This is a genomic window from Paracoccus thiocyanatus (genome assembly GCF_900156255.1).
GTDB classification, from domain to species: Bacteria; Pseudomonadota; Alphaproteobacteria; order Rhodobacterales; family Rhodobacteraceae; genus Paracoccus; species Paracoccus thiocyanatus.
This window is the reverse complement of the sequence record NZ_FTMK01000015.1, coordinates 41,106-63,022: the sequence shown is the minus strand read 5'-3', so window position 1 is coordinate 63,022 and position 21,917 is coordinate 41,106. Positions and strand designations below refer to the sequence as shown.

18 protein-coding genes and 1 riboswitch are annotated in these 21,917 nt (G+C 68.6%); of the genes, 13 read left to right on the top strand and 5 right to left on the bottom strand.

Annotation, left to right across the window (positions count from 1 at the left end; all coding sequences use genetic code 11):
* Window positions 1–120 precede the first annotated feature (120 nt).
* The 4 genes from F3H32_RS11890 (at window position 121) to F3H32_RS11875 (ending at window position 5,082) form a co-directional block, all read left to right on the top strand.
* Window positions 121–1,428 carry an ABC transporter substrate-binding protein gene (locus tag F3H32_RS11890; RefSeq protein WP_223191427.1) on the top strand — a complete coding sequence of 436 codons (1,308 nt, stop codon included), beginning with the start codon at window positions 121–123 and terminating at the stop codon, window positions 1,426–1,428.
* The gene (locus tag F3H32_RS11885; RefSeq protein ID WP_223191426.1) at window positions 1,425–3,224 is read left to right on the top strand and encodes an ABC transporter permease; all 1,800 of its coding nucleotides are present in this window, start codon (window positions 1,425–1,427) and stop codon (window positions 3,222–3,224) included. Before F3H32_RS11890 ends, F3H32_RS11885 begins: the two co-directional genes overlap by 4 nt.
* Window positions 3,225–3,242: 18 nt before the next feature.
* On the top strand, window positions 3,243–4,286 hold the full coding sequence (locus F3H32_RS11880) for an ABC transporter ATP-binding protein (protein ID WP_149766058.1): 1,044 nt from the start codon (window positions 3,243–3,245) through the stop codon (window positions 4,284–4,286).
* 133 nt (window positions 4,287–4,419) lie between these two features.
* A complete protein-coding gene (locus F3H32_RS11875) occupies window positions 4,420–5,082 on the top strand; it encodes a pyridoxine/pyridoxamine 5'-phosphate oxidase (RefSeq protein ID WP_149766057.1) in 663 nt (220 codons plus the stop codon).
* Between the two features lie 206 nt (window positions 5,083–5,288).
* Here the strand turns inward: F3H32_RS11875 and F3H32_RS11870 are convergent, their stop codons facing one another.
* Genes F3H32_RS11870 through F3H32_RS11855 form a run of 4 tightly spaced genes read right to left on the bottom strand, consistent with a single transcriptional unit; the run spans window position 5,289 to window position 8,534 of the window.
* Window positions 5,289–5,711 (bottom strand): pseudoazurin, encoded by a 423-nt coding sequence (locus F3H32_RS11870; protein ID WP_149766056.1) that lies wholly within the window; start codon window positions 5,709–5,711, stop codon window positions 5,289–5,291.
* Window positions 5,712–5,722: 11 nt separating this feature from the next.
* Window positions 5,723–6,493, bottom strand: a complete 771-nt coding sequence (locus F3H32_RS11865) for an ABC transporter ATP-binding protein (protein WP_149766055.1) — start codon at window positions 6,491–6,493, stop codon at window positions 5,723–5,725.
* Window positions 6,490–7,527, bottom strand: coding sequence for a FecCD family ABC transporter permease (locus tag F3H32_RS11860; RefSeq protein WP_149766054.1), 1,038 nt, complete (start codon window positions 7,525–7,527; stop codon window positions 6,490–6,492). Before F3H32_RS11860 ends, F3H32_RS11865 begins: the two co-directional genes overlap by 4 nt.
* On the bottom strand, window positions 7,524–8,534 hold the full coding sequence (locus F3H32_RS11855; RefSeq protein WP_149766053.1) for an ABC transporter substrate-binding protein: 1,011 nt from the start codon (window positions 8,532–8,534) through the stop codon (window positions 7,524–7,526). The genes F3H32_RS11860 and F3H32_RS11855 overlap by 4 nt, the downstream gene beginning before the upstream one ends.
* 102 nt (window positions 8,535–8,636) lie before the next feature.
* A riboswitch (cobalamin riboswitch) is annotated at window positions 8,637–8,838 on the bottom strand.
* A 177-nt stretch (window positions 8,839–9,015) separates the two neighbouring features.
* Here F3H32_RS11855 and F3H32_RS11850 point away from each other — a divergent pair.
* The 6 genes from F3H32_RS11850 (at window position 9,016) to F3H32_RS17895 (ending at window position 17,035) form a co-directional block, all read left to right on the top strand.
* Window positions 9,016–9,522, top strand: a complete 507-nt coding sequence (locus F3H32_RS11850; RefSeq protein WP_115756690.1) for a ferritin-like domain-containing protein — start codon at window positions 9,016–9,018, stop codon at window positions 9,520–9,522.
* Window positions 9,523–9,539: 17 nt separating this feature from the next.
* Window positions 9,540–11,246 carry a malto-oligosyltrehalose trehalohydrolase gene (treZ, locus tag F3H32_RS11845; protein WP_149766052.1) on the top strand — a complete coding sequence of 569 codons (1,707 nt, stop codon included), beginning with the start codon at window positions 9,540–9,542 and terminating at the stop codon, window positions 11,244–11,246.
* Window positions 11,243–13,471, top strand: a complete 2,229-nt coding sequence (treY, locus tag F3H32_RS11840) for a malto-oligosyltrehalose synthase (protein ID WP_149766051.1) — start codon at window positions 11,243–11,245, stop codon at window positions 13,469–13,471. The genes treZ and treY overlap by 4 nt, the downstream gene beginning before the upstream one ends.
* 91 nt (window positions 13,472–13,562) lie before the next feature.
* Window positions 13,563–14,642: a sugar phosphate nucleotidyltransferase gene (locus tag F3H32_RS11835; RefSeq protein ID WP_149766050.1), complete on the top strand. Its 1,080-nt coding sequence runs from the start codon at window positions 13,563–13,565 to the stop codon at window positions 14,640–14,642.
* 12 nt (window positions 14,643–14,654) lie between these two features.
* Window positions 14,655–16,691, top strand: coding sequence for a glycogen debranching protein GlgX (glgX, locus tag F3H32_RS11830; protein WP_149766049.1), 2,037 nt, complete (start codon window positions 14,655–14,657; stop codon window positions 16,689–16,691).
* Window positions 16,692–16,711: 20 nt separating this feature from the next.
* The gene (locus F3H32_RS17895; protein WP_149766048.1) at window positions 16,712–17,035 is read left to right on the top strand and encodes a DUF2934 domain-containing protein; all 324 of its coding nucleotides are present in this window, start codon (window positions 16,712–16,714) and stop codon (window positions 17,033–17,035) included.
* A gap of 58 nt (window positions 17,036–17,093) precedes the next feature.
* On the opposite strand, the gene F3H32_RS11820 is transcribed toward F3H32_RS17895, so the two are convergent.
* The gene (locus F3H32_RS11820; protein WP_188128652.1) at window positions 17,094–17,828 is read right to left on the bottom strand and encodes a gamma-glutamylcyclotransferase; all 735 of its coding nucleotides are present in this window, start codon (window positions 17,826–17,828) and stop codon (window positions 17,094–17,096) included.
* Between the two features lie 439 nt (window positions 17,829–18,267).
* Between F3H32_RS11820 and F3H32_RS11815 the strand changes: the two genes are divergently transcribed.
* The 3 genes from F3H32_RS11815 to F3H32_RS11805 all read left to right on the top strand — a co-directional run bounded on the left by F3H32_RS11815 (window position 18,268) and on the right by F3H32_RS11805 (window position 21,916).
* Window positions 18,268–19,899, top strand: a complete 1,632-nt coding sequence (locus tag F3H32_RS11815; RefSeq protein ID WP_149766046.1) for an ABC transporter substrate-binding protein — start codon at window positions 18,268–18,270, stop codon at window positions 19,897–19,899.
* 62 nt (window positions 19,900–19,961) lie between these two features.
* Entirely contained in the window at window positions 19,962–20,942 is a 981-nt protein-coding gene (locus F3H32_RS11810) for an ABC transporter ATP-binding protein (RefSeq protein WP_149766045.1), read from the top strand.
* Complete coding sequence (locus F3H32_RS11805; RefSeq protein ID WP_149766044.1) at window positions 20,939–21,916, top strand: ABC transporter ATP-binding protein; 978 nt, start codon at window positions 20,939–20,941, stop codon at window positions 21,914–21,916. The genes F3H32_RS11810 and F3H32_RS11805 overlap by 4 nt, the downstream gene beginning before the upstream one ends.
* Window position 21,917 lies beyond the last annotated feature (1 nt).

Here is a 21,917-nt window from a genome sequence, read left to right as displayed (position 1 = left end):
CAAACGAAGATTGAAATGTTTCCTGCCTTTGGGCACTCTTTCATTTGCCGGAAACGGGCCGCCGCATCCACGGCCAAGACCCGTTCGGCGCTTTGGGAGGAGAAAATGCACAAGTCCTTAATGCTCGGCACCGCTGCATTGCTGGTGTCAACGTCGCTGGCCGGCGCCGATACGGTGACGGTCGTGACCTCGTTTCCGCAGGATCTGACCGATCCCTTCAAGGCCGCGTTCGAGGCGGCCCATCCCGGCACCACGCTGGAGGTGGTCAGCCGCAACACCAATGCCGCAGTGTCCCATCTTCAGGAAACCCGCAGCGCCAATTCCATCGACCTGATGTGGGCATCCGCCCCCGACGCCTTCGAGGTCCTCAAGACCGAGGGGCTGCTGGCCAAGGTCGAGGTGCAGTCCGAAGGCATCCCGGACGCCATCGGCGGCTATCCGATCAACGATCCCGACGGCAGCTATTTCGGCTTTGCCGCATCGGGATACGGGATCATGTACAACACCCGCTATATCCAGGCCAACGACCTGCCCGTGGCCAAGGAATGGGAAGATCTCAAGCGCGCCGAATATAACGGGCATGTGGCGATGTCCTCGCCCTCGCGCTCGGGCACCACGCATCTGACGGTGGAAACCCTGCTGCAAGGCGAAGGCTGGGACCAGGGCTGGGCCACCTGGAAATGGATCGCGGGCAACATGAACACCGTGACCGAGCGCAGCTTCGGCGTACCCGATGCGGTCAACTCGGGCGCGACGGGCTTTGGCATCGTGATCGACTTTTTCGGACTGGCCTCCAAGGCGTCGGGCTTTCCGGTCGAACTGGTCTATCCCAGCGTGACCGCCATCGTGCCGGCCAATATCGGCGTCATCGAAAACGCGCCGAACCAGGAGGGGGCGGTGAAATTCGTCGAGTTCCTGCTGTCGCCCCAGGGTCAGCAGGTGTTGCTGAACCCTGCGATCATGCGCCTGCCGGTCAATCCCGCCGCCTATGAGAATGCGCCCGAGGGCTTTCCCAACCCCTTTTCCGAGGATTTCGCGCCCGGTGCTATCGAGTTCGACGTGGACAAGTCCGGGACGCGCTACAGCCTCGTGAACTCGCTTTTCGACGTGCTGGTGACTTACCGGCTGGACGACCTGCGCGCCGCCGTCTCGGCCGTGCACAAGGCCGAGGCCGCCCAGGCCGAAAGCGGCAATGCCGAGGCCAAGGCCATGATCGACGAGGCCCGCGCACTGATCGAGGCCATGCCCATCACCGAGGAAGAGTCGCTGGACCCGTCCTTTGCCGAGGTCTTCACCATCTCGCGCGCCGACCCCGAAACCGAGGTCGTGGGCCGGCAGGCCGAGGTCGAGCAATCCTGGGACAGCTTTGCGGTCGAGAATTATCGCAAGGCCCGCGAACTGGCCGAACAGGCCGCCGCGATGCAGTGATCGACCGGACCCGCGCCGCAGGCGTGGTGCGGGTCGTTCCGAACCCGGACGGGGACTTCATGCAGGATTCCAGCCATTTGCAGACCGGACGGCGCGGGTTCACGCTGTTTCCGCGCCTTTCGGGGGCCGCGGCCGCCGGCATCCTGATCGCGATCTTTCTGATGGCGTTCCTGGTCCTGCCGGTGGCGCAGGTGATCTATGTCGCCTTCCTGGATGCGCGCAGCGGCGCCTTTACGCTGCAAAACTTCCAGGATTTCTTCAACACGACGCTGTTTCGCGAAAGCTTCGTGAACTCGTTCTATGTCTCGGCCATGTCGGTGGTGGTGGCGACGGCGATCGCGCTGCCGCTGGCCTATATCACCACGCGCTTCAATTTCGCGGGCACCGCCGCGATCCAGGCGCTGGGGATCATCCCGCTGATCATGCCGCCCTTTGTCGGGGCGGTGGCGATGTCCTTGCTGTTCGGGCGCAATGGTTCGATCAACCTGCTGCTGAACCAGTATCTCGGCTTTCGGATTCCGTTCATGGAGGGGCTGAACGGCGTCATCTTGGTCCAGTCGATCCACTATTTCCCCTTTATCCTGATCAACCTGTCGGCCAGCCTGCGCAATATCGACCGCTCGATGGAAGAGGCGGCGCAGAACCTGGGCTCGCACGGGATGCGGATGTTCCGGCGCATCGTGTTTCCGCTGGCCATGCCCGGCTATCTGGCGGGGGCGGCGCTGGTCTTCATCAAGGTCTTTGACGACCTGGGCACCCCCTTGCTGCTGAACGTCAACAACATGCTGGCCCCGCAGGCCTATCTGCGCATCACCGGGGTCGGGATCAACGACCCGATGGGCTATGTGATTTCCTTTATCCTGGTGGCCTTTTCGGTGTTTTCGCTGTGGGCGTCCTTCCTGTTCATGCGCGGCAAGGACTATGCCACCGTGCAAAAGGGCGGCGGCGGGCTGTCGCGCCGCGACCTGAAACCGCGCGAAAAGCTTCTGGCCTGGGCGGTGATCCTGTTCATCCTGGCCCTGGTGCTGTCGCCCCATGTCGGGCTGTTGCTGCTGGCCTTTGGCACGATCTGGTCCTTTGCGCCGCTGCCCGACGGCTTTACCGTCCAGCATTTCGCCACCATCTTCACCCAGTCGTCGCAATATGTCTGGAACACGCTGATCTATGCCGGCTCGGCGGCGGTGATCGACGTCGTGCTGGGCGTGGGCATCGCCTATATCGTGATCCGCACCGGGCTGCCGGGCCGCAAATGGCTGGACTACATGGCGACCGCGGCGCTGGCGGTGCCGGGCGTGGTGCTGGGCATCGGCTATCTGCGCATGTTCCACGGCATCCAGTTGCCCTTCGGGCTGGGCCAGATGTCCAGCTTCTGGGGGATCATCATCGTGGCGCTGGCCGTGCGCCGCCTGCCTTACGCGCTGCGCGCCTGCATGGCGGCGCTGCAACAGGTGTCGCTGTCGCTTGAAGAGGCAGCGGAAAGCCTGGGCGCCTCGCGCGCCAGCACGATCCGGCGCATCGTGGTGCCGCTGATGGCCGGCGGGATCCTGGCCGGTTTCGTCACCAGCTTTGCCACCGCGGCGGTCGAACTGTCGGCGACGATCATGCTGGTCGGGCGGTCGTCCGACGCGCCGCTGGCCTATGGCATCTATCTTTACATGCAATCGCCCGCCGGGCGCGGGCCGGGGGCGGCGCTTGGCATCCTGGCCGTCGTGATCGTGGCGCTCGGCACCTATCTGTCGCAGCGCATCATCGAGCGCGAGCGCCGCCGCCAGACCATGAACGGCGAGCCGCGCTGAGCTTTTCGGAGAACCAAGATGACCCAGGCCAAAGCCGGCATCCGCATCGAGAACCTGCACCTCGCCTTTGGCGCCACCAAGGTCCTGGAAGGCATCGACATGGTGATCGAGCCGGGCGAGTTCTTTGCCTTTCTGGGGCCGTCCGGCTCGGGCAAGTCGACGCTCTTGCGGGCCATCGCGGGTTTCGGGCCGACGCCGCGCGGCCGCATCCTGATCGGCGGGCGCGACATTGCCGACCTGCCGCCGTGGAAGCGCGACGTGGGCATGGTGTTCCAGTCCTATGCGCTGTGGCCGCATATGTCGGTGCGCCGCAACGTGGCCTTCGGGCTGGAAGAACGCCGGCTGCCCGCCCGCCAGATCGCGCCCAGGGTCGAAGCCGCGCTGGACACCGTCGGCCTGTCGCATCTGGCCGACCGGATGCCCGCGCAACTGTCGGGCGGCCAGCAGCAGCGCGTCGCACTGGCCCGCACCATCGCCATCGAGCCGCAGGTGCTGCTGCTGGACGAACCGCTGTCGAACCTGGACGCGGCCTTGCGCGTGCAGATGCGGCGCGAGCTTCTGGCCTTGCAGCGCAAGCTGGGCCTGACCACGATCTTCGTGACCCATGACCAGGAAGAGGCGAACACCACCTCGGATCGCATGGCGGTGCTGGACCGCGGCGTGATCCAGCAGGTCGGCACCCCGCAACAGCTTTACGACCGGCCGGCGAACGCCTTTGTCGCCGGGTTCCTGGGCACCGCGAACATCCTGCAAGGCGCGATGCAGGGCGGGGATTTCGTCACCGCAGCCGGCCAGCGCCTGCCCGTGGCCGCGCCGGTCGCGGGGGCAAGCCGCATCGTCCTGCGGCCGCAGAACATCCGGCTTGCGGCCTCGGGCGGCGATATTCCCGGCAAGGTGGCGCATCGCGAATTCCTGGGCAGCCAGATCCGCTACCTGGTCGAGACGGCGGATGGCCAGATCATCGTCGATACGCTGCACGCGACCGGCGCGCCGCCCTTTGATCCCGGCGCGCCGGTCTCGCTGTCGATCGACAGCCGCAGCGCGCCGCTGCTGGCCGATTGACCGCCATGGCCAAGCCTTGGTCCGGGCGCGATTTTCGCATGTCGCGGCATGCCCCAGGGCAGGTTTCCGGCCGGCGCGACTGGGCGCTGGCCCTTGCCGCATCGTCCCCGGCGCCTGAAACGGAGCAAGCCCCATGACCGCACCCCCTGACATCCGCGAGCGCCTGCGCGGGCTGAAGGCGCTGGAAGGTCCGTTCCCCGCCGCCGATTTCCCGGCCGCTGACAGCGGGCCGCAGGCGCTGTTTCTTGAATGGCTGGACCGGGCCATCGCCGCCGGCATCGCCGAGCCTCATGCCATGACCCTGTCCACGGTCGACGCGCAGGGCCAGCCGGATGCGCGCGTGCTGATCCTGAAGAACCTGGACGAGCGCGGCTGGCATTTCGCCATCAGCGCCGCCAGTCCCAAGGGTCGCCAGATCGCGGCCAATCCCGCCGTTGCGCTGACCTTCTATTGGCAAAGTCTGGGCCGGCAGGTGCGTATCCGTGGCCGCGCGCTGCCCCTGGATGCCGCGGCCTGCGCCCAGGATTTCCTGGCGCGTTCCAGGGATGCGCGCGCCAATGTGCTGCTGGAGCGGCAAAGCGCGACGCTTGATGCGCCGGCGCTGCTCGCGGCCGCGATGGCCGAAGCCAGGACGCGCATCGACGCCCGGCCCGACCTGGTGGCGCCAGCCTGGCGCGCCTATGCGGTGGCGCCCGACACGGTCGAGTTCTGGCAGGGCGCGACCGACCGCCTGCATCATCGCCTGGTCTATCGCCGCAGTGCCGACGGCTGGGACACGGAACGGCTTTGGCCCTGAGGGCAGGTCCGCCCGGCCCGGCCCCGGGGGGCTTTGCCCCCCGCGTCCCCACGGCCCCTTGATGGGGCCGCGGGGTCGCTCCCCCCAGGATATTTGGCCACGAAAGAAGCGATCAGAGCTTGCCGGCCAGCCAGGACGACGGGCCCGGATCGGGCGGCGGCGGTGCCACGTCGGCAACCGCGGCCGATCCGCCTTCGCCCGCCGCGTTAAAGCTGGCGTTCCAGGATATCCAGCATCCTTTGGCGGGCGGCGTCCGGCAGGTCGGCGGGCAGATCGGCCTTGGTCGCGGGGGTGTCGCCGACCTGGATCAGCATCGCCATGCCCATGGTGTAATGCGGCGAGCACTTGATGCCCCAGATGCCCTCGGCCTCCAGCGTGACCTCGATTTCCTCGTTGATCCTGCCGACGAACTTTTCGCCCCCCTCGGGGATCATGCCGGCGATGGTGGCGGCGTTGTGGCCGGGATCGGCGGCAAGGAACCTGACCGTGTCGCCGGGCTGGATCACCAGGTAGTCCGGCTCGAACGGCATCGGGCCGGTGTCGTTGCGGTTCAGCATCCTGACCTCATGCGTCTCGGCCATGGCCCAGAGCGGCAAAAGACAGATGACAAGCGTGCTGCGAAACAGCATGGGATGTCCTTTCAGCAAAGGCGTTCGAAATCGAAGACCGGGCGGCCGGTGCGGGGATGGGGGATGATCTCGGCCTTGACGGCGAAGATGTCGCGGATCAGGCCGGGGGTCAGGACCTGGGCCGGCGGGCCAAGCGCCGCGCATCGCCCGGCGCGCATGACCAGCACCCGGTCGCAGCGCAGCGCGTGATGCATGTCGTGCAGCGCGACGACCGTGGTGACGGAAAGCCCGGCGATCAGGTCCAGGATGGCGATCTGGTGGTGGATATCCAGATGGTTGGTCGGCTCATCCAGCAGCAGGATGCGCGGCGCCTGCGCCAGGGCGCGGGCGATATGGGCGCGCTGACGCTCGCCCCCCGACAGCGAGGACCAGTCGCGCCCGGCCAGATGCGCCATGTCCACGGCCTTCAGCGCCGCCGCCACGGCCTCGTGGTCCCTGGCCCGCCACGGGCGCAGGGGGCCAAGCCGCGGGATGCGCCCCAGTTCGACGGCTTGGCGGACGGTGATGCGCTCGGCCGTTTCGGCGGATTGCGCCACCAGCGCCAGAAGCTGCGCAATGCGGCGGCGGCGCAGCGCCTGCATCGGCAGGCCCTTCAGGCGGACCTGGCCCCGGCAGGGCCGGATCAGCCCCGCCATCATGCCCAGCAGCGTGGACTTGCCCGAGCCGTTCGGCCCCACCAGGCCCAGCATCTCGCCCGGTTGCAGCCGCAGGCTTATATCGGAAACGATGGCGCGGCCCTGCGCCATGCGGCTGGCGGCGACGACTTCCAGCAGCGGGGTCATCGCCGCCGTCCCCGGATCATGACCAGCGCAAAGCCCGGCGCGCCGATCAGCGCGGTGATGACGCCGATGGGCAGCACCTGTCCCGGAATGACGATGCGCGAGACCACGTCCGACAGCACCAGGAACACCGCCCCGGCCAGCGCCGTCGCCGGGACCAGCCGGCCATGGCGGGTGCCGACCAGAAAGCGCATCGCATGGGGCACGACCAGCCCGACGAAGCCGATGGCCCCGGCGATCGAGACCATGACCGCCGTGACCAGCGCCGCGGTGGCGATCAGCACCGCCTGGGCGCGGCGCAAGTCGATGCCAAGCGCCGCGGCGGCCTCGGCCCCGAAGGCAAAGGCGTCCAGCGTGCGGATATGCCAAAGCGTGACCGCCAGCCCCAGCACCGCGACGGGCACCGCCAGCCAACTGTCGGGCCAGCGCACGCCCGACAGGTTGCCCAGCAGCCAGAACATGATGCCGCGGGCCTGTTCGGCGCTGGCCGATTGCGCGATGATCAGCGCGGTCAGCGCATTGAACATCTGCGATCCGGCGATCCCCGCCAGGATGATTACCGCCGCCTGGCGCGGCCCGGCGCCGCCGCCCGCGACATGCGCCAGCCCCGCGACCAGCGCAAAGGCCGACAGGGCCCCCGCAAAGGCCCCGGCGGACATGCCGACCAGCCCGCCGCCCAGGCCCGCCACCGCGATCAGCACCGCCCCGGTCGAGGCCCCGGCCGAAATCCCCAGCAGGTAAGGTTCGGCCAGCGGGTTGCGCAGCAAGGCTTGCAGGATCAGCCCCGACAGCGCCAGGCTGGCGCCGCCGCAGGCCGCGACCACGGCCCGCGACAGCCGGTAATGCCAGATCACGCTGGCGTCGATCGGGTCCAGAACGCGCTGGGACAGCCCCGTCTGGACCGCCAGCACGTCGATGACCGTGGCAAGCGGGATCCGCGTCTCGCCCACCGCGACGCCGAAAAACAGCGCCGCCGCCAGCAGGGTGGGGGCCAGCCACAGCCAGACACCGCTGCGCCTTGCGGCGCGAGCCCTCATTGCGCCAGTCCGAAGCCGGAAAGCGCCTGGGCCAGCGTTTCAAGCGCATGGATCGCGCGCACCGAGGGGTCCATGGCATTGGCCTCGATGGTCAGGATGCGGCCGTGCCTGACCGCATCCATCTGCCGGGTGACGGGATCGCCGGCCAGGAACGCCCGCTTGACCGCGATGTCGTCGGCGGGAAAGCGGCGGCGGTCCATTTCTGCCGCGACGATAAAGGTCGGATTGGCCTTGGCGTTGGTCTCCCACCCGACGGTCGGCCATTCCTCGGCCGAGGACACCACGTTGCGGATGCCCAGCTTGGACAGCATCCAGCCCGGCACGCCATTCGCCCCGGCCACATAGGGGTCGATCTCGATTTCGGCCGAGGAATACCAGAACAGGCCCGACACCTCGGCGGGCAGGTCCAGCGCCCGCGCCTTTTCGACCGCCGCCGCCTCGCGCGCCATCAGCTCGGCGATCACCTCGGCGCCGCGGTCCTGGACGTCGAAAATGGCCGCCAGTTCCTCGATGCCGCGATAAAGCAGGGCGGTGTCGAACAGGTCCAGGCGCGCCCCGTCCATGCTTTGCGTATTGTCCTTGCCGACGCATTCGGTGGGCATGATCCAGCTTGGGATCTGCGCATCGTCGAACATCTCGCGCGTGCCGACCGCGCCTTGGGGGCCGATCATCCATTCATAGGCCGTGACCACCAGGTCGGGCTTTTTGGCCAGTACGCTTTCGAAGCTGGGCGCATTGTCCGAAAGCCGCTCGACCTTGGCGTCCACCGCGGCAAATTCCGGCAGGACCGGGTTGATCCACAGCGCGGTGCCCGCCACCTTGTCCCCCAGGCCCAGCATATACAGGATCTCGGTGGTGCTTTGCCCGACGCTGACGACGCTTTCGGGGGCCTTGTCGATGGTGATCTCGTGGCCGCAGCTTGTCAGGGTCAGCGGGTATTCGGTTGCCGCCTGCGCCATGGGCGCGCAAGCCAGGGTGGCGATGACCGCCGGTATCAGCCTTTGCATAATGTGTCCTTCCGCTACATCATGGACAGGCCGGAGGACAGCGGATGGAACGGGACGGAAAACGCCGCCGATCGCAACCCCTTCCCGAGCCGACCCGCTCGGATTGGTCAAACATCGTCGGCAGGTCTCCTGACTGACGGGTCACGGCAGGAATGCGGCCTTCCCATGGCGCAAGCGCCACAGTGGCTTTTTCGCATCTTGCTCGCCGCCTACAGTTGCGGGGGCAGTTCCGGTTCGGGGCAGCTACGCGCCCCGACGGATTCCCTTTCAATTCCTTGCGGAAACCGACGCATGATCCCTAGCGGCTGGCGACGGCGCTGGCAAGCGGGACAAATGCCGGCGGGCGCGCGCGCCCCTGCATCGGGGCGGCCGCGGGAACAAATCCGCGGCCCGCTTGTTGGTGAGCGGTTGCAGCCCGGCCCGCCGATGCGGGAACAGCGGCCGCGTCCCCGAGCATCATTCAGCCCCGAGGTGGCACGACATGGAACAGATCCGCGAAACCTTTCTTGAATGGCTGCGCGATGCCCATGCCGCTGAAAAGCAGGCCCTGACCATGCTGAACAGCCAGGCGAACCGGATCGAGGGTTATCCCGCCCTGCGCGGCCGGATCGAGCAGCACATCCGCGAGACCGAATCCCAGGTCGAGGCGCTGGAAGGGTTGCTGGACCGCTATGGCACCAGTTCCTCGACCATCAAGGACATGACCGGGCGGGCGATGGCCCTGGCGCAAAGCCTGGGCGGGGCGGTCTCGACCGACGAGGTCGTCAAGGGCAGCCTGTTCAGCTATGCCTTTGAGCAGATGGAGATCGCCAGCTATACGATCCTGATCGCCACCGCCGAGCTTCTGGACGATCAAGAGGCGGTGACGGTGCTGAACGGCATTCTGCGCCAGGAACAGGACATGGCGCTGTGGCTGCTGGACAACATGGACGGCGTGACCAGGGAATACCTGGCGCGCCTGGGCCAGGACGTCGCGGCCAAACGCTAGGGCCGGGCGGCGGACCCGTGGCCCGCTGGGGCGCCTGCTGGGACGATGCCGGTCGCTGGCAGGCGCGGCTTTGGGCGCCGGGCGCGGACCGGGTCCAGCTTGTCCTGAACGGCCGCGAACAGGACATGGCGCGGGACGGCGACGGCTATTGGTCCGCGACCGCCCGTCCGGGGATCGGCGACACCTATCTGTTCCGGGTGGACGGCCGACTTGCGCCCGATCCGGCCAGCCGCTGCCAGGTGCGGGGGGTGCATGGCGCCTCGGTGGTGACGGCCGCGGCGGATTTTCCCTGGCGGGTGCCGTGGCGGGGCCGGGATTGGGCCGAAGCGGCGATCTATGAGCTGCATGTCGGCAGCTTCACCCCATCGGGAACGCTGGCCGAGGCGGAAACCCGGCTGGCGGGTCTGGCGGCGCTTGGCTTTACCGCCATCGAGCTGATGCCGCTGGGCCAGTGGCCGGGCCAGCGCGGCTGGGGCTATGACGGCGTATTGCCCTTTGCGCTGCATCCCGCCTATGGCGCGCCGGACGACCTGCGCCGCTTCGTGGACCGGGCGCATGGGCTGGGGCTGATGGTCCTGCTGGACCTGGTGATGAACCATTTCGGACCCGACGGCGCCAGCCTGCACCTGACCTCGCCCGAATTCTTCGACCCCGGCCGGCAGACCCCCTGGGGCGCGGCTATCGACTTTTCCCAGCCCGCCGTGCGCGCCTATTGGACGGAATGCGCCGAATACTGGCTGGCCGAGTTCCGGCTGGACGGGCTGCGGCTGGACGCGGTCCACCAGATCGCCGGCCCCGGCGCCAGGCAGTTCCTGGCCGATCTGGCGCTGCGCGCGCGCGGCGCAGGTGCCGGCCGCGCCATCCACCTGGTCACCGAGGACGAACGCAACCTGCCCGACCTGCGCCAGTCCGGCTATGACGCAAGCTGGAACGACGATTTCCACCACGCGATCCACACCCTGCTGACCGGCGAGGACCAGGGCTATTACGCCAGCTTCGCCCGCGACCCGATGGGCGATCTGGCCCTGGCGCTGGCCCGCGGCCATGTCGAGCAAGGCCAGCCCCGCCCCGGCCGCGACCGGCCCCGCGGCGCGCCCTGCGGGCACCTGCCACCGACGGCCTTCGTCAATGCGATCCAGACCCACGACCAGGTCGGCAACCGCGCCCAGGGCGAAAGGCTGCTGGCGCTGGCCGATCCCGCGGGCGTGCGGATGGCCTATGCGCTGCTGCTGGTCGCACCCTATATCCCCATGGTGTTCATGGGCGAAGAGCGCGGCGCGCAAAGCCCTTTCCTGTTCTTTGCCGATTACCGGGGCGACCTGGCGCAGGCGGTGCGCCAGGGCCGCGCGGCGGAATTTGCCGACGATCCCAGCTTCGGCGGCGCGGTTCCCGACCCGCTGGACCCGGCGACGCTGGAACGCTCGCGCATCGACTGGCAGGACGAGGGCCGGGCCCGTCCCTGGCTGGACCTGACCCGCCGCGCCCTGGATTTCCGCCGCGAAAGCGTGGTGGGCTTGCTGAAAAGCGGCCGGATCGGGGCCGAGGTGCAGCGCCACGGCCGCCGCGGCCTGGATGCCCGCTGGCGCTTTGGCGCGGGAACGCTGCGCATCGTGCTAAGCGCCGGCGCGGTCGAGGACCTGCCCGCCATCGCCGCGCCGCAGTTCCGGCTGGGCCGGCCCGGCGTGGACCCCTTTGCCCTTTGCGCCAGCGTGGAGCCGTCATGACCAAAACCCTGCCGCTTGCCACCTATCGCATCCAGTTGCGCGGCGGGCTGGGCTTTGCCGAACTGGCCGGGCACCTGGACTACCTGGCGGGCTTGGGCGTCTCGCATCTTTACCTGTCGCCCATCTTTGCCGCCGTGGCCGGGTCCAGCCACGGCTATGACATCACCGACCCGACCGCCATCGACCCGGTGCTGGGCGGGCGCCAAGGCTTCGAGGCGCTGGCGCGGGCGGCGCAGGCGCGGGCCTTGGGCATCATCCTGGACATCGTCCCGAACCATGCCGCCTTTTCGCTGGAAAATCCCTGGCTGCTGGACGTTTTGCGCCAGGGTCGGCGCAGCCCGCATGCGCAGGTCTTCGACATCGACTGGCAGGCGGGACCGCTGGTCCTGCCCTTTCTGCCCGAGCCCTTTGAAAAGCTGCTGGCCGAGGGCGCCTTTCATGTCCGGGACGGGCATTGGTGCTGGGGCGATCTGCGCCTGCCCCTGGCCGAAGGACGCGAGACAGGCGACCTGCGCCAGTTGCACGACGCCCAGCACTGGCGGCTGGCGCATTCCGAGCTGGAGCGCGACGGCATCACCCATCGGCGCTTTTTCAACGTGACCGGCCTGATCGGCTTGCGCGTCGAGGATCCCGCGGTTTTCCGCGTCACCCACGGCCTGGTGCTGGACCTGGTGCGGCAGGGGCTGGTCCAGGGGCTGCGGGTCGATCACATCGACGGGCTGGCCGATCCGGGCGGCTATCTGGACCGGCTGCGCGCCGCGCTGCCCGAAACCCCGCTCTGGGTCGAAAAGATCCTGGTCGGGGATGAAACCCTGCCGCCCGGCTGGCCCATCACCGGAACGACCGGCTATGAACATGCCCGGCTGATGGCGCGGCTGTTGACCGATGCCGGCGGCATCCGGCGTCTGGACCGCATCTGGCGCAAGGCGACGGGCGAGGCGGGCGATTTTTGCGACACGCTGCGCCAGGCCAAGCTGGACGTGCTGGAACACGAGCTTGCCGCCGAACGCCGGCAGTTGCGCGACCTGGCCGCGGCGGCGGCGCAGGGCTCGGAACTGGCCGAGCCCGGCCCCGAATCCCTGCGCGAGGCGGTCACCGCCCTGCTGGTCGAGATGCCGCGCTATCGCACCTATCTGGAAGGCCCGCCGCGCGACGAGGACCGCCGCATCCTGTTGGATGCAGCCGGGCGGGCGGCGGCCGGGCTGCGCAGCCGCGCCGTGCTGGACATGGTCGTGGACCTGATGCTGCACCCCGCCGGCCCGGCCGCGGACCAGTTCCTGCGCCGCTTTCAGCAGGTCTCGGGCGCGCTTCTGGCCAAGGCGCAAGAGGACACCGCCGGCTTTCGCTGGTCGCGCTATCTGGCCGCGAACGAGGTCGGGGCCGAACCGGACGAACCCACGGTCACGGTGTCCGCGGCGAATGCGGCGCTGGCGCGGGGCAGGGCCGGGGACCTGGTGCCCGTCTCGACCCATGACACGAAAAGGTCGGGGGATGCGCGAATGCGGCTGGCCGCCATCAGCCATCTGCCCCAGGCGTTCAAGGCGCTTTACCGGGCGGCCGAGGCGCTGCCCGGCGCCGCCGCGGTCCAGCCGCGCTGGCGTTGGTATGCGCTGCAATCGGCCCTTACGCTGTGGGATGGGGCCAGCCCGGTTGCGCAACGGTTGCAGGACCACCTGCAAAAAGCCATGCGTGAAGCCAAGCTGACCAGTTTCTGGCTGAACCCCGACGAAGACGCCGAACGGGGCGCGGGCCGCTTTGCCGCCCAGGTGCTGGCGCAATGGCAGGCCGCACCCCCGCCAGAGCTTGCCGCGCTGGTGACGCGGGCCCAGGCGCTGGCGCTGGCGCAGCGCGCGTTCCAGATGCTTTGGCCCGGCATCCCGGACCTTTATCGCGGCGACGAGACGGGGTTCCTGGCGCTGACCGATCCCGACAACCGCCGCCCGCTCGACTGGCGGGCGCTTGCCGGCTCGCGCGATCCCAAGGCGCGCTGGACCCGCGCCTTGCTGGACCTGCGCGCGGATCGCCGCGATTTCCTGGATGCGGCCGGCGCACGGGTCGAGACGGCGGCCCAGGGCCTGCGGTTGCTGCGCGAAGCGCGCGGCGACCGGCTGGCCGCGGAAATCTGCCATGCTGCGCCGGACATTTCCCCCGACGGCATCCTGCTGTGCCAGGACTTTGCCGACGGCTGCCGGGTGATGGTTCACGAAAGCCGGAGCAAAGTTTGATAAGTCCGGGAACATCGCGGTCCCTTGCCGGTTTGCGACCCGTGCCCCGTTGCGGCGCCCGTCCCAGCTTTTCAGCCAAAGGGTTTCGTCCATGCGCCAAGTGCCCCCGCCTTTGCCGATCCCGACCGCGACGATCCTTCTGGCCGGCGGCCGCGGCAGCCGGCTGCATGACCTGACCGCCCACGAGGCCAAGCCTGCGGTCTTCTTTGCCGGCCGCGGCCGCATCGTCGATTTCGTCATGGCCAACGTGGTCCGCTCGGGCCTGGACCGGCTGCTGGTCGCCACGCAATTCGCCCCGGCCACGCTGCACCAGCACCTGCCCGCCCGCTGGGGCAGGGCGTTCGGCCGCGGCGGGCTGGTCCTGCGCGACGGCCGCGGGCGCTATCGCGGCACCGCCGACGCAGTGCGCCGCAACTGGCCGCAGGTCGAGGCATGGAACGCCCCCGAGGTTCTGGTCCTGGCCGCCGACCATGTCTATGACATGGACTATGCCGCGCTGGTTGCGGCGCATCGGCGTTCCGGCGCGGCGGTCACGGTCGCGGCCGATGTGATCGCGCGCCGGCAGGCCCAGGGCCTTGGCGTGATGACCACCGATGAGGACGGCCGCATCCTGGCCTTTCACGAAAAGCCCGCCGATCCGCCCGCCATGCCGGGCCGGCCGGATTGCGCGCTGGTCTCGATGGGCGTCTATGTCTTTTCCACCGCCTGGCTGCGCGAGCGGCTGTTGCACGATTGCGCCCTGGCGCTGGATTTCGGCCATGACCTGATCCCGATGGCGGTGGCGCTGTCCGAGGCATCGGCCTATCGCCTGCCGCCCTCGGCCTCGGGGCAAAGCTATTGGCGCGACGTGGGCACGCTGGACGCATTGCGCCGCGCCCATCTGGATTTCCTGGGCGCGCCGCCCGTGTGCCCGCCGCAGCCTTCGCTGGTGGCGGACTGGTCGCTGGGCCGCGGCAGCGTGATGATGCCGGGGGCGCATGTGCCCCTATCGGCGCGGCTGACCAACACCATCGTCGCCCCCGGCGCGCGGATCCCGCCCGGCTTGGTGGTCGGCGAATGCGCGGTCGAGGACGGGCGCTGGTTCCGCCGCGACGGCGACACCGTGCTGGTCACGCAAGCCATGCTGGACCGGCGCGAGGCCGGCCGGCCCTTTCCGCGCATCGTCGCCTGACGCGCGGCCGCCATGCCAAACAGCGCCCCGCCCGCTTTCGATCTGACGGCCGGCCGCTCTGATACCCTGGGGGCCGAGTTCCTGGGCGAGGGCACGAATTTCGCCCTGTTCTCGGACAACGCCACGCGGGTCGAGCTGTGCCTTTTCGATGAAACCGGCGGCCAGGAACTGGCCCGCCTGGACCTGCCCGAGATGGAGGGCGGGATCTGGTTCGGCTATCTGCCCGGCATCCGGCCGGGACAGGTCTATGGCTACCGCGTCCACGGCCCATATGCCCCCGAACAGGGCCATCGCTTCAACCCCAGCAAGCTGCTGCTGGACCCCTATGCCCGCGAATTGCGCGGCCAGATCCATTGGGACGACGCGCTGCACGGCTATGTCATCGGCCAGGACGACCAAAGCCTGGACGGGCGCGACAGCGCGCCCTTCATGCCCAAGGGCGTGGTGGTCGATGCGGCATTCGACTGGGACAGCGACCGCGCCCTGCGCCATCACTGGACCCAGACGGTGATCTACGAGGCGCATGTCAAGGGCCTGACCCGGCTGCATCCCGACGTGCCGGCCCAGGATCGCGGCACCTTCCGCGGCCTGGCCAGCGATGCGATGATCGACCATCTGCACCGGCTGGGCGTCACCACGCTGGAACTGCTGCCGGTCCATGCCTTTGCCAATGACCGCTACCTGGTTGAAAAGGGGCTGGCGAATTACTGGGGCTATTCCACCCTGTCCTTTTTCGCCCCCCATGCGCCCTATCTGCAATCCGGCCGCATCCGCGAGGTCAAGCAAACCGTGCGCCGCCTGCATGCCGCCGGGATCGAGGTGGTGCTGGACGTGGTCTTCAACCACACCTGCGAAGGCAACGAGCTTGGCCCCACCCTGTCCTTTCGCGGCATCGACAATGCCTCGTATTACCTGCTGTCGCCGGAAGACCCGCGCCACAGCTTCGACACCACCGGCACCGGCAACACGCTGAACGTCGCCCATCCGATGGTGCTGCGCCTGGTGATGGACAGCCTGCGCTATTGGGTGCAGGCGATGCATGTGGACGGGTTCCGCTTTGACCTGGCCTCGACGCTGGGGCGCGAGGCCCAGGGGTTCGAACGCGACGGCTCGTTCTTCAACGCCATCCGCCAGGATCCGGTGCTGTCGGGCGTCAAGCTGATCGCCGAGCCCTGGGACGTGGGCGAGGGCGGCTATCAGGTCGGCGGCTATCGCTGGCCGTTCCGCGAATGGAACGACCAGTTCCGCGACGATGTCCGCGCCTTTTGGCGGCGCGATCCGGGCCAGCTGCCCGCCCTGGCCGAGCGGCTGGCCGGCTCGCCCGTGCAGTTCGACCACAGCCACCGGCCGGCCAGTTCCAGCGTGAATTTCCTGGCCGCGCATGACGGCTTTACGCTGATGGACACGGTCAGCTTCAACGAAAAGCACAACCAGGCCAATGGCGAGCAGAACCGCGACGGCCATGACCACAACCTGTCCGACAATCTGGGGGCCGAGGGCGCGACCGACGATCCCGCCATCCAGGCGGCCCGGCTGCGGCGGATCCGCGCCATGCTGGCGACGCTGACGCTGTCGCAAGGCGTGCCGATGATCCTGGCCGGCGACGAGATTGGCCATACCCAGCAAGGCAACAACAACGCCTATTGCCAGGATAACGAGATTTCCTGGATCGACTGGGCCAGGGGCGGCGGCGACATCCAGGGCGCGCTGGCGGCGCTGGTCCGGTTTCGCCAGGAAACCGGGCTGGCGCAGGCGCGCTTCCTGACCGCCGAGGCCAAGCCGCGCGCCACCTGGCTGCACCCCGAGGGCCGCGAGATGGCGCAGGCCGACTGGGACGATGCCGAGCTGCGCTGCCTTGCCATGCTGGTGGAATGGGACCAGTCCCGGATCCTGGTGCTGATCAACGCCGGCGAGGATGCGCAATTCGCGCTGCCCCAGGGCGAATGGCGGCTTTGCATCGACACATCCGCCGACGAGATTTCCTGCAACCGGCCTGTCGGCGGCAGCATCGCGCTGCCCTGGCAGACCGTCATGGCGCTGCGGCGCTGATCCTGCAACCGGAGGAGACCATGGAAGAGCAAGACAAGATCCGCGAGCGTGCCCACCAGATCTGGGAATCCGAAGGCCGCCCCAGCGGCCGCGAGGTCGAGCATTGGCAGCAGGCCGAACGGGAACTGCGCGACGGCGCGGCGACAGCCGGCGTCACCGATCACGAGGACGCGGCAGGCATGCAGGCGCCGCCCGGCCAGCCGGCCGGCGAAACCCGCCCCGAACCCGAGGTGGCCCAGGCCGCCGCCGCCCTGGCCACCGGGCAGGGGGCCGGGGCCGGGGACACGGACGCGGCGGGCCGGACTGCCGCCCAGCCGGCCCGTATCCGCAAGTCCACCGAATAGCGCGGGGCGCAAAGACCGCAAGGCGCCGGGCGGCGCGTTCGCGCCTTTCCAGGCCGGGCTAGCCGCCGCTGCGTCCCGCCGTCCCTGTCGCATGGGCGGGGGGCGCTTCCCTTTCGGCCGCGGCCTCGATTTCCTTGGCCACCAGATGCTGGAGCTGCCAGATATAGTCGTCGTGGATGCCGTTCTCGGCCAGGCCGCGGACGGTGCGCAGCAGGTATTCCGCGCCCGATCCGGCCGCGCCGGCGGCATGGGCCAGCCGGCGCGCCTGATCCTCGACCGACAGATCGGCAAGCTGCGCGCCGACGGGGTCGGCATAGAATGTCAGCGCCTCTTCCCGGCCGCGCTCGGTCTGGACCTCGATCCAGCAGGCATTGGCCGCCAATTCGTGGGCGACAAGCTCGCGGCGCAGCACGGCGCGCAGCGACTGCGCCTCGGTCCCTTCGGCGATATCCAGCACCAGGCCGTCGCATTGCCCGCCCGATGCCAGCGCAAGCATCAGCCCCGGCCGCTCGGGCGTGCCGCGGAAATGGTCGAGCGAGATCGAGAAGCTGCGATGCCAGCCGATGGCCGTGCCGCGACGGCGCGCGCCCACGGTAAAGTCGGGTTTCCAGATCAGCGAGCCATAGGCAAAGATCGGAATCGGCCGCGGCCGCCCCTGCGTCAGCCCCTGGGCCAAAAGGTCCAGATCGGCATCGTCCAGCATCCGCCAGCGCGGATCGTAAAGCGGCCCGTCCGCCGCGGCCACCCGCGCGACATGGGTATCGGAAAGCAGGATCGGGCGGCAATCGGACATCGGACTTCCTGTGGGCAAAGGCAATTCCCCATGGGGTTCTGATCGGTGGCGCGCAGTTTCCGTCGCCGTATCGGCAACGGCGGGACGGCGCCGGGGTCGGCTTTCATATAGGGCCGCCCAGGCCGCCGCGCCAGTGCCGCCGAACAGCCGGGACAGCCGCGCTCCGCCCGGCCGGCGGGGCAGGGCCGGCGTCATGGGTCCCGCGCCGCGCGGCGCAAGCGGAGCCTGCGGCGCGCCGCCGAAGCAGGCAGCAGTCGCGCAATCCCTTGGCCTGGAACAGCTTTCACGCCGCGCGCGGGCCCTTCCTGCCCCGGAAACCTGCTCCGCCGCGGAGCGCAAGTTCACCGCAGTTTCATGCGCCGGTCATCCACTTGTCGCAAACCGGGACGACAACCCGGCCGAACGGATCAGCACGATCCCAGATCGACAGGAGACCAGGATGCTCATTTCCCGCCGCAACACGCTTGGGCTTTTCGGCGCTGCCGCCGGATCGCTGATCCTGCCGCGCCGCCTGATGGCGCAGGGCAGCCGCCGCTCGATCACCATCGCGGTGCAGAAGATCACCAACAACAACACGCTGGATATCTGGAACGAACAGTCCAACGTGGGCGAGCGGGTGTTCTTCCCCAACCTTTGGGAAGGGCTGATCCTGCGCGACTGGATGGGCAACCAGGGACCAGTTCCGGGCCTGGCCACCGAATGGAGCCGCCTGAATGACAAGACCATCGAACTGAAGCTGCGCCAGGGCGTCCGCTTCCACAACGGCGACGAACTGACCGCCGAAGACGTGGTGTTCTCTTTCTCGGACGAGCGGCTGTTCGCCGGAACCGCGCCGGCCGGCGGCAAGACGCTTTATGCCGAGAATTTCAAGCCGCAGAACGCCAAGGAACTGCCCGCCAGCATTCCCGGCGTCGCCCGCCGCCTGTGGCCGGCGCTGCGCGGCGTCGAGGCGGTGGACAAATATACCGTCCGCTTTCACAACGCGACGCCGGACGTCACGCTGGAGGGCCGCCTTTACGCCTTTGGTTCGCAGATCGCCAACAAGCGGGCCTGGGACGAGGCTGCGACCTATGCCGATTGGGCGGCCAAGCCCGTTACCACCGGCCCCTATAGGGTCGAAGAGTTCCGCCCCGACGTTTCGCTGACGCTGGTGGCCTTTGACGACTATTGGGGCGGCCGCCCGCCGCTGGAACGCATCCGCTTTGTCGAGGTCCCCGAGGTCGCCAGTCGCGTGAACGGGTTGCTGTCGGGCGAATACGACTTTGCCTGCGACCTGCCGCCCGACCAGATCGCCGCCATCACCGCCCAGCCGGGGCTAGAGGTGCAAAGCTCGACCATCTGGAACCACCGCGTCACCACCTTCAACAAGGAAAACGACATCCTGGCCGATCCGCTGGTCCGCCGCGCCATGAGCCATTCGATCGACCGCAAGGCCATCGTCGATGCGCTGTGGGGCGGGCAGACGGTGATCCCGGCCGGCTTGCAATTCGAAAGCTTCAAGACCTCGGACATGTTCGTCGAAGGCTGGACGGTTCCCGAATACGACCCGGAACTGGCGCGCGACCTGCTGAAACAGGCCGGCTACAAGGGCGATGCGATCCCCTATCGCCTGCTGAACAACTATTACACCAACCAGACCCCCACCGCGCAGGTGCTGGTCGAGATGTGGAAGCAGGTCGGCCTGAACGTCGAGATCGAGATGAAGGAGAACTGGGGCCAGATCCACGACCCCGAGGGCATCAAGGGGGTGCGGGACTGGTCGGCCTCGAACCTCATCAACGATCCGATCACGCCCATGGTGGTGCAGTTCGGACCCAACGGCGAAGCCCAGCAAAAGCGCGACTACTGGAACGATGAGGTGAACCAGCTTTCGGTGGTCATGGAAACCTCGGTCGATCCGGCCGAACGCAAGCGCGCCGCCGCCCGCCTGCTGGAGATCACCGAGCGCGAGGATCCGGCCTATACCGTCCTGCACCAGAACGCCGTCTTCACCGGGATGAAATCCGAGCTGAACTGGAAGGCCGCCCCGGCCTTTGCCATGGATTTCCGCACCGGCAACTGGACCGTCTGACGCAAGAACGGGGCGCGCTTACCGGCGCGTCCCGTTTCATTTTTGGAAAGCAGGAATGGCCCATGTCGTTCGTCCTTATCCGTGACCTGAAGGTCGCCTTCGACGGCGTGCAGGTGCTTCACGGGATCGACCTGGAAATCGCGCCGGGCGAGGCGGTCGGCCTTGTCGGCGAAAGCGGCTGCGGCAAGTCGGTCACATGGCTGGCGGCGCTTGGGCTTTTGCCGGGCAAGGCGCAGGTCCGCGGCTCGGTCATGATCGAGGGGCGCGAGCTGATCGGCGCGCCGCGCGCCCAGGTCGAGGCCGTGCGCGGCGCCCGGATCGCCATGATCTTCCAGGACCCGTCATCATCGTTGAACCCGGTCCACCGGGTCGGCCGGCAGATCTGCGAAAGCCTGCGCCTGCATCGCGGCTTGCGCGGCGCCGCTGCCCGGTCCCAGGCGATCGCGCTGATGGACATGGTCGGCATCCCTTCCGCCGCGACCCGCATCGACCTTTACCCGCATGAATTTTCCGGCGGCCAGTGCCAGCGGCTGCTGATCGCCATGGCCCTGGCCGGCAAACCCGACCTGCTGGTCGCAGACGAGCCGACGACCGCCCTGGACGCCACCATCCAGGCGCAGATCCTGGACCTGCTGTCGAACCTGCGCCGCCAGACCGGCATGGCGATGGTCTTTATCAGCCACGATCTGGGCGCGGTTTCCGCCGTCTGCGACCGCGCCGCGGTGATGTATGCCGGCCGGATCGTCGAGCAGAACGATATCGGACGCCTGTTCGATGCACCGCGCCACCCCTATACGCGCGGGCTGTTCGACGCGATCCCCGACCTGGACGCCGGGCGGGCGCGGCTGCACCCGGTTCCAGGCACCGTTCCCGATCCGCGAAAGCTGCCGCGGGGCTGCGCCTTCTCGGCCCGCTGCGCGGCGGCAAGCGGTCTTTGCCAGGATCACCAGCCCGAATTGCGCCCGCAACGCCAAGGCGGGCTGCTGGCCTGTTTCCATCCCGCGCAGGAACCGGCGGCAAGACGACAGGAGATGTTGGCATGAACGCCATCCTGCAAGCCACGGGACTGGTCCAGCAATACACCACCGCCAAGTCCCTTTTCGGCAAGCCCGGCACGGTTCGCGCGGTCGATGGCGTGGACCTGACCGTCAATCCGGGCGAGGTCGTCGGCATCGTCGGCGAATCCGGTTCGGGAAAATCCACGCTTGGGCGGATGCTGCTGGGGCTGGAAGCCCCGTTTTCGGGTCGGGTCAGCTACCTGGGCCGGCCGATGCCCGCCCCCCGCAGCGCCGAATGGCGCCGCCTGCGCGCCCAGATGCAACTGATCTTCCAGGACCCGCTGGCGGCGCTGGACCGGCGGCTGACCGTCGCGGCGCAGATCGCCGAGCCGCTGGACATCCACCGTATCGCCAGCGGCGCCGAGCGACAGGAGCGTGTCGCCGCGCTGATCCACCGGGTCGGGCTGCGCCCCGACCAGGCGCGCCGCTATCCGCATGAACTGTCGGGCGGCCAGCGCCAGCGCGTGGTGATCGCCCGCGCCTTGGCCAGCCAGCCGCGCTTTCTTGTCTGCGACGAGCCGGTTTCGGCGCTGGATGTCTCGATCCAGGCGCAGGTGGTGAACCTGCTGCGCGACCTTCAGGAACGCGAGGGGCTGTCGATGGTCTTTATCAGCCACGACCTGAAAGTGGTGCGCAACATCTGCGACCGGGTGGCGGTGATGTATCTGGGCCGGATCGTCGAGGAGGCGCCCTCGGACCGGATCTTCGCCGACCCGCGCCACCCCTATACGCAGGCGCTGGTGTCTTCGGTCCCCAAGGCGGGGGCGGGACTGCGCGGGCGGATCATCCTGCAAGGAGAGCCGCCCAACCCCGCCGCGCGCCCCGCGGGCTGCGCCTTTCACCCGCGCTGCCGCATCGCCGATGCCGCCTGTGCCGCCAAGGTGCCGGCGCTGGAACGCCATGACGGCCGTCTGGCGGCCTGCCTGAAGCTGCAATCCAACCAGCGCACCGCTGCCTGAG

What these genes read in the sequence shown, in the direction of transcription:
- F3H32_RS11890 (WP_223191427.1), top strand. Translation starts at nt 121, where the DNA reads ATGCTCGGCACCGCTGCATTGCTGGTGTCAACGTCGCTGGCCGGCGCC.
- F3H32_RS11880 (WP_149766058.1), top strand. Translation starts at nt 3,243, where the DNA reads ATGACCCAGGCCAAAGCCGGCATCCGCATCGAGAACCTGCACCTCGCC.
- F3H32_RS11875 (WP_149766057.1), top strand. Translation starts at nt 4,420, where the DNA reads ATGACCGCACCCCCTGACATCCGCGAGCGCCTGCGCGGGCTGAAGGCG.
- F3H32_RS11870 (WP_149766056.1), bottom strand. Translation starts at nt 5,711, where the DNA reads ATGCTGTTTCGCAGCACGCTTGTCATCTGTCTTTTGCCGCTCTGGGCC.
- F3H32_RS11865 (WP_149766055.1), bottom strand. Translation starts at nt 6,493, where the DNA reads ATGACCCCGCTGCTGGAAGTCGTCGCCGCCAGCCGCATGGCGCAGGGC.
- F3H32_RS11860 (WP_149766054.1), bottom strand. Translation starts at nt 7,527, where the DNA reads ATGAGGGCTCGCGCCGCAAGGCGCAGCGGTGTCTGGCTGTGGCTGGCC.
- F3H32_RS11855 (WP_149766053.1), bottom strand. Translation starts at nt 8,534, where the DNA reads ATGCAAAGGCTGATACCGGCGGTCATCGCCACCCTGGCTTGCGCGCCC.
- F3H32_RS11850 (WP_115756690.1), top strand. Translation starts at nt 9,016, where the DNA reads ATGGAACAGATCCGCGAAACCTTTCTTGAATGGCTGCGCGATGCCCAT.
- treY (WP_149766051.1), top strand. Translation starts at nt 11,243, where the DNA reads ATGACCAAAACCCTGCCGCTTGCCACCTATCGCATCCAGTTGCGCGGC.
- F3H32_RS11835 (WP_149766050.1), top strand. Translation starts at nt 13,563, where the DNA reads ATGCGCCAAGTGCCCCCGCCTTTGCCGATCCCGACCGCGACGATCCTT.
- glgX (WP_149766049.1), top strand. Translation starts at nt 14,655, where the DNA reads ATGCCAAACAGCGCCCCGCCCGCTTTCGATCTGACGGCCGGCCGCTCT.
- F3H32_RS17895 (WP_149766048.1), top strand. Translation starts at nt 16,712, where the DNA reads ATGGAAGAGCAAGACAAGATCCGCGAGCGTGCCCACCAGATCTGGGAA.
- F3H32_RS11820 (WP_188128652.1), bottom strand. Translation starts at nt 17,828, where the DNA reads ATGTCCGATTGCCGCCCGATCCTGCTTTCCGATACCCATGTCGCGCGG.
- F3H32_RS11815 (WP_149766046.1), top strand. Translation starts at nt 18,268, where the DNA reads ATGCTCATTTCCCGCCGCAACACGCTTGGGCTTTTCGGCGCTGCCGCC.
- F3H32_RS11810 (WP_149766045.1), top strand. Translation starts at nt 19,962, where the DNA reads ATGTCGTTCGTCCTTATCCGTGACCTGAAGGTCGCCTTCGACGGCGTG.
- F3H32_RS11805 (WP_149766044.1), top strand. Translation starts at nt 20,939, where the DNA reads ATGAACGCCATCCTGCAAGCCACGGGACTGGTCCAGCAATACACCACC.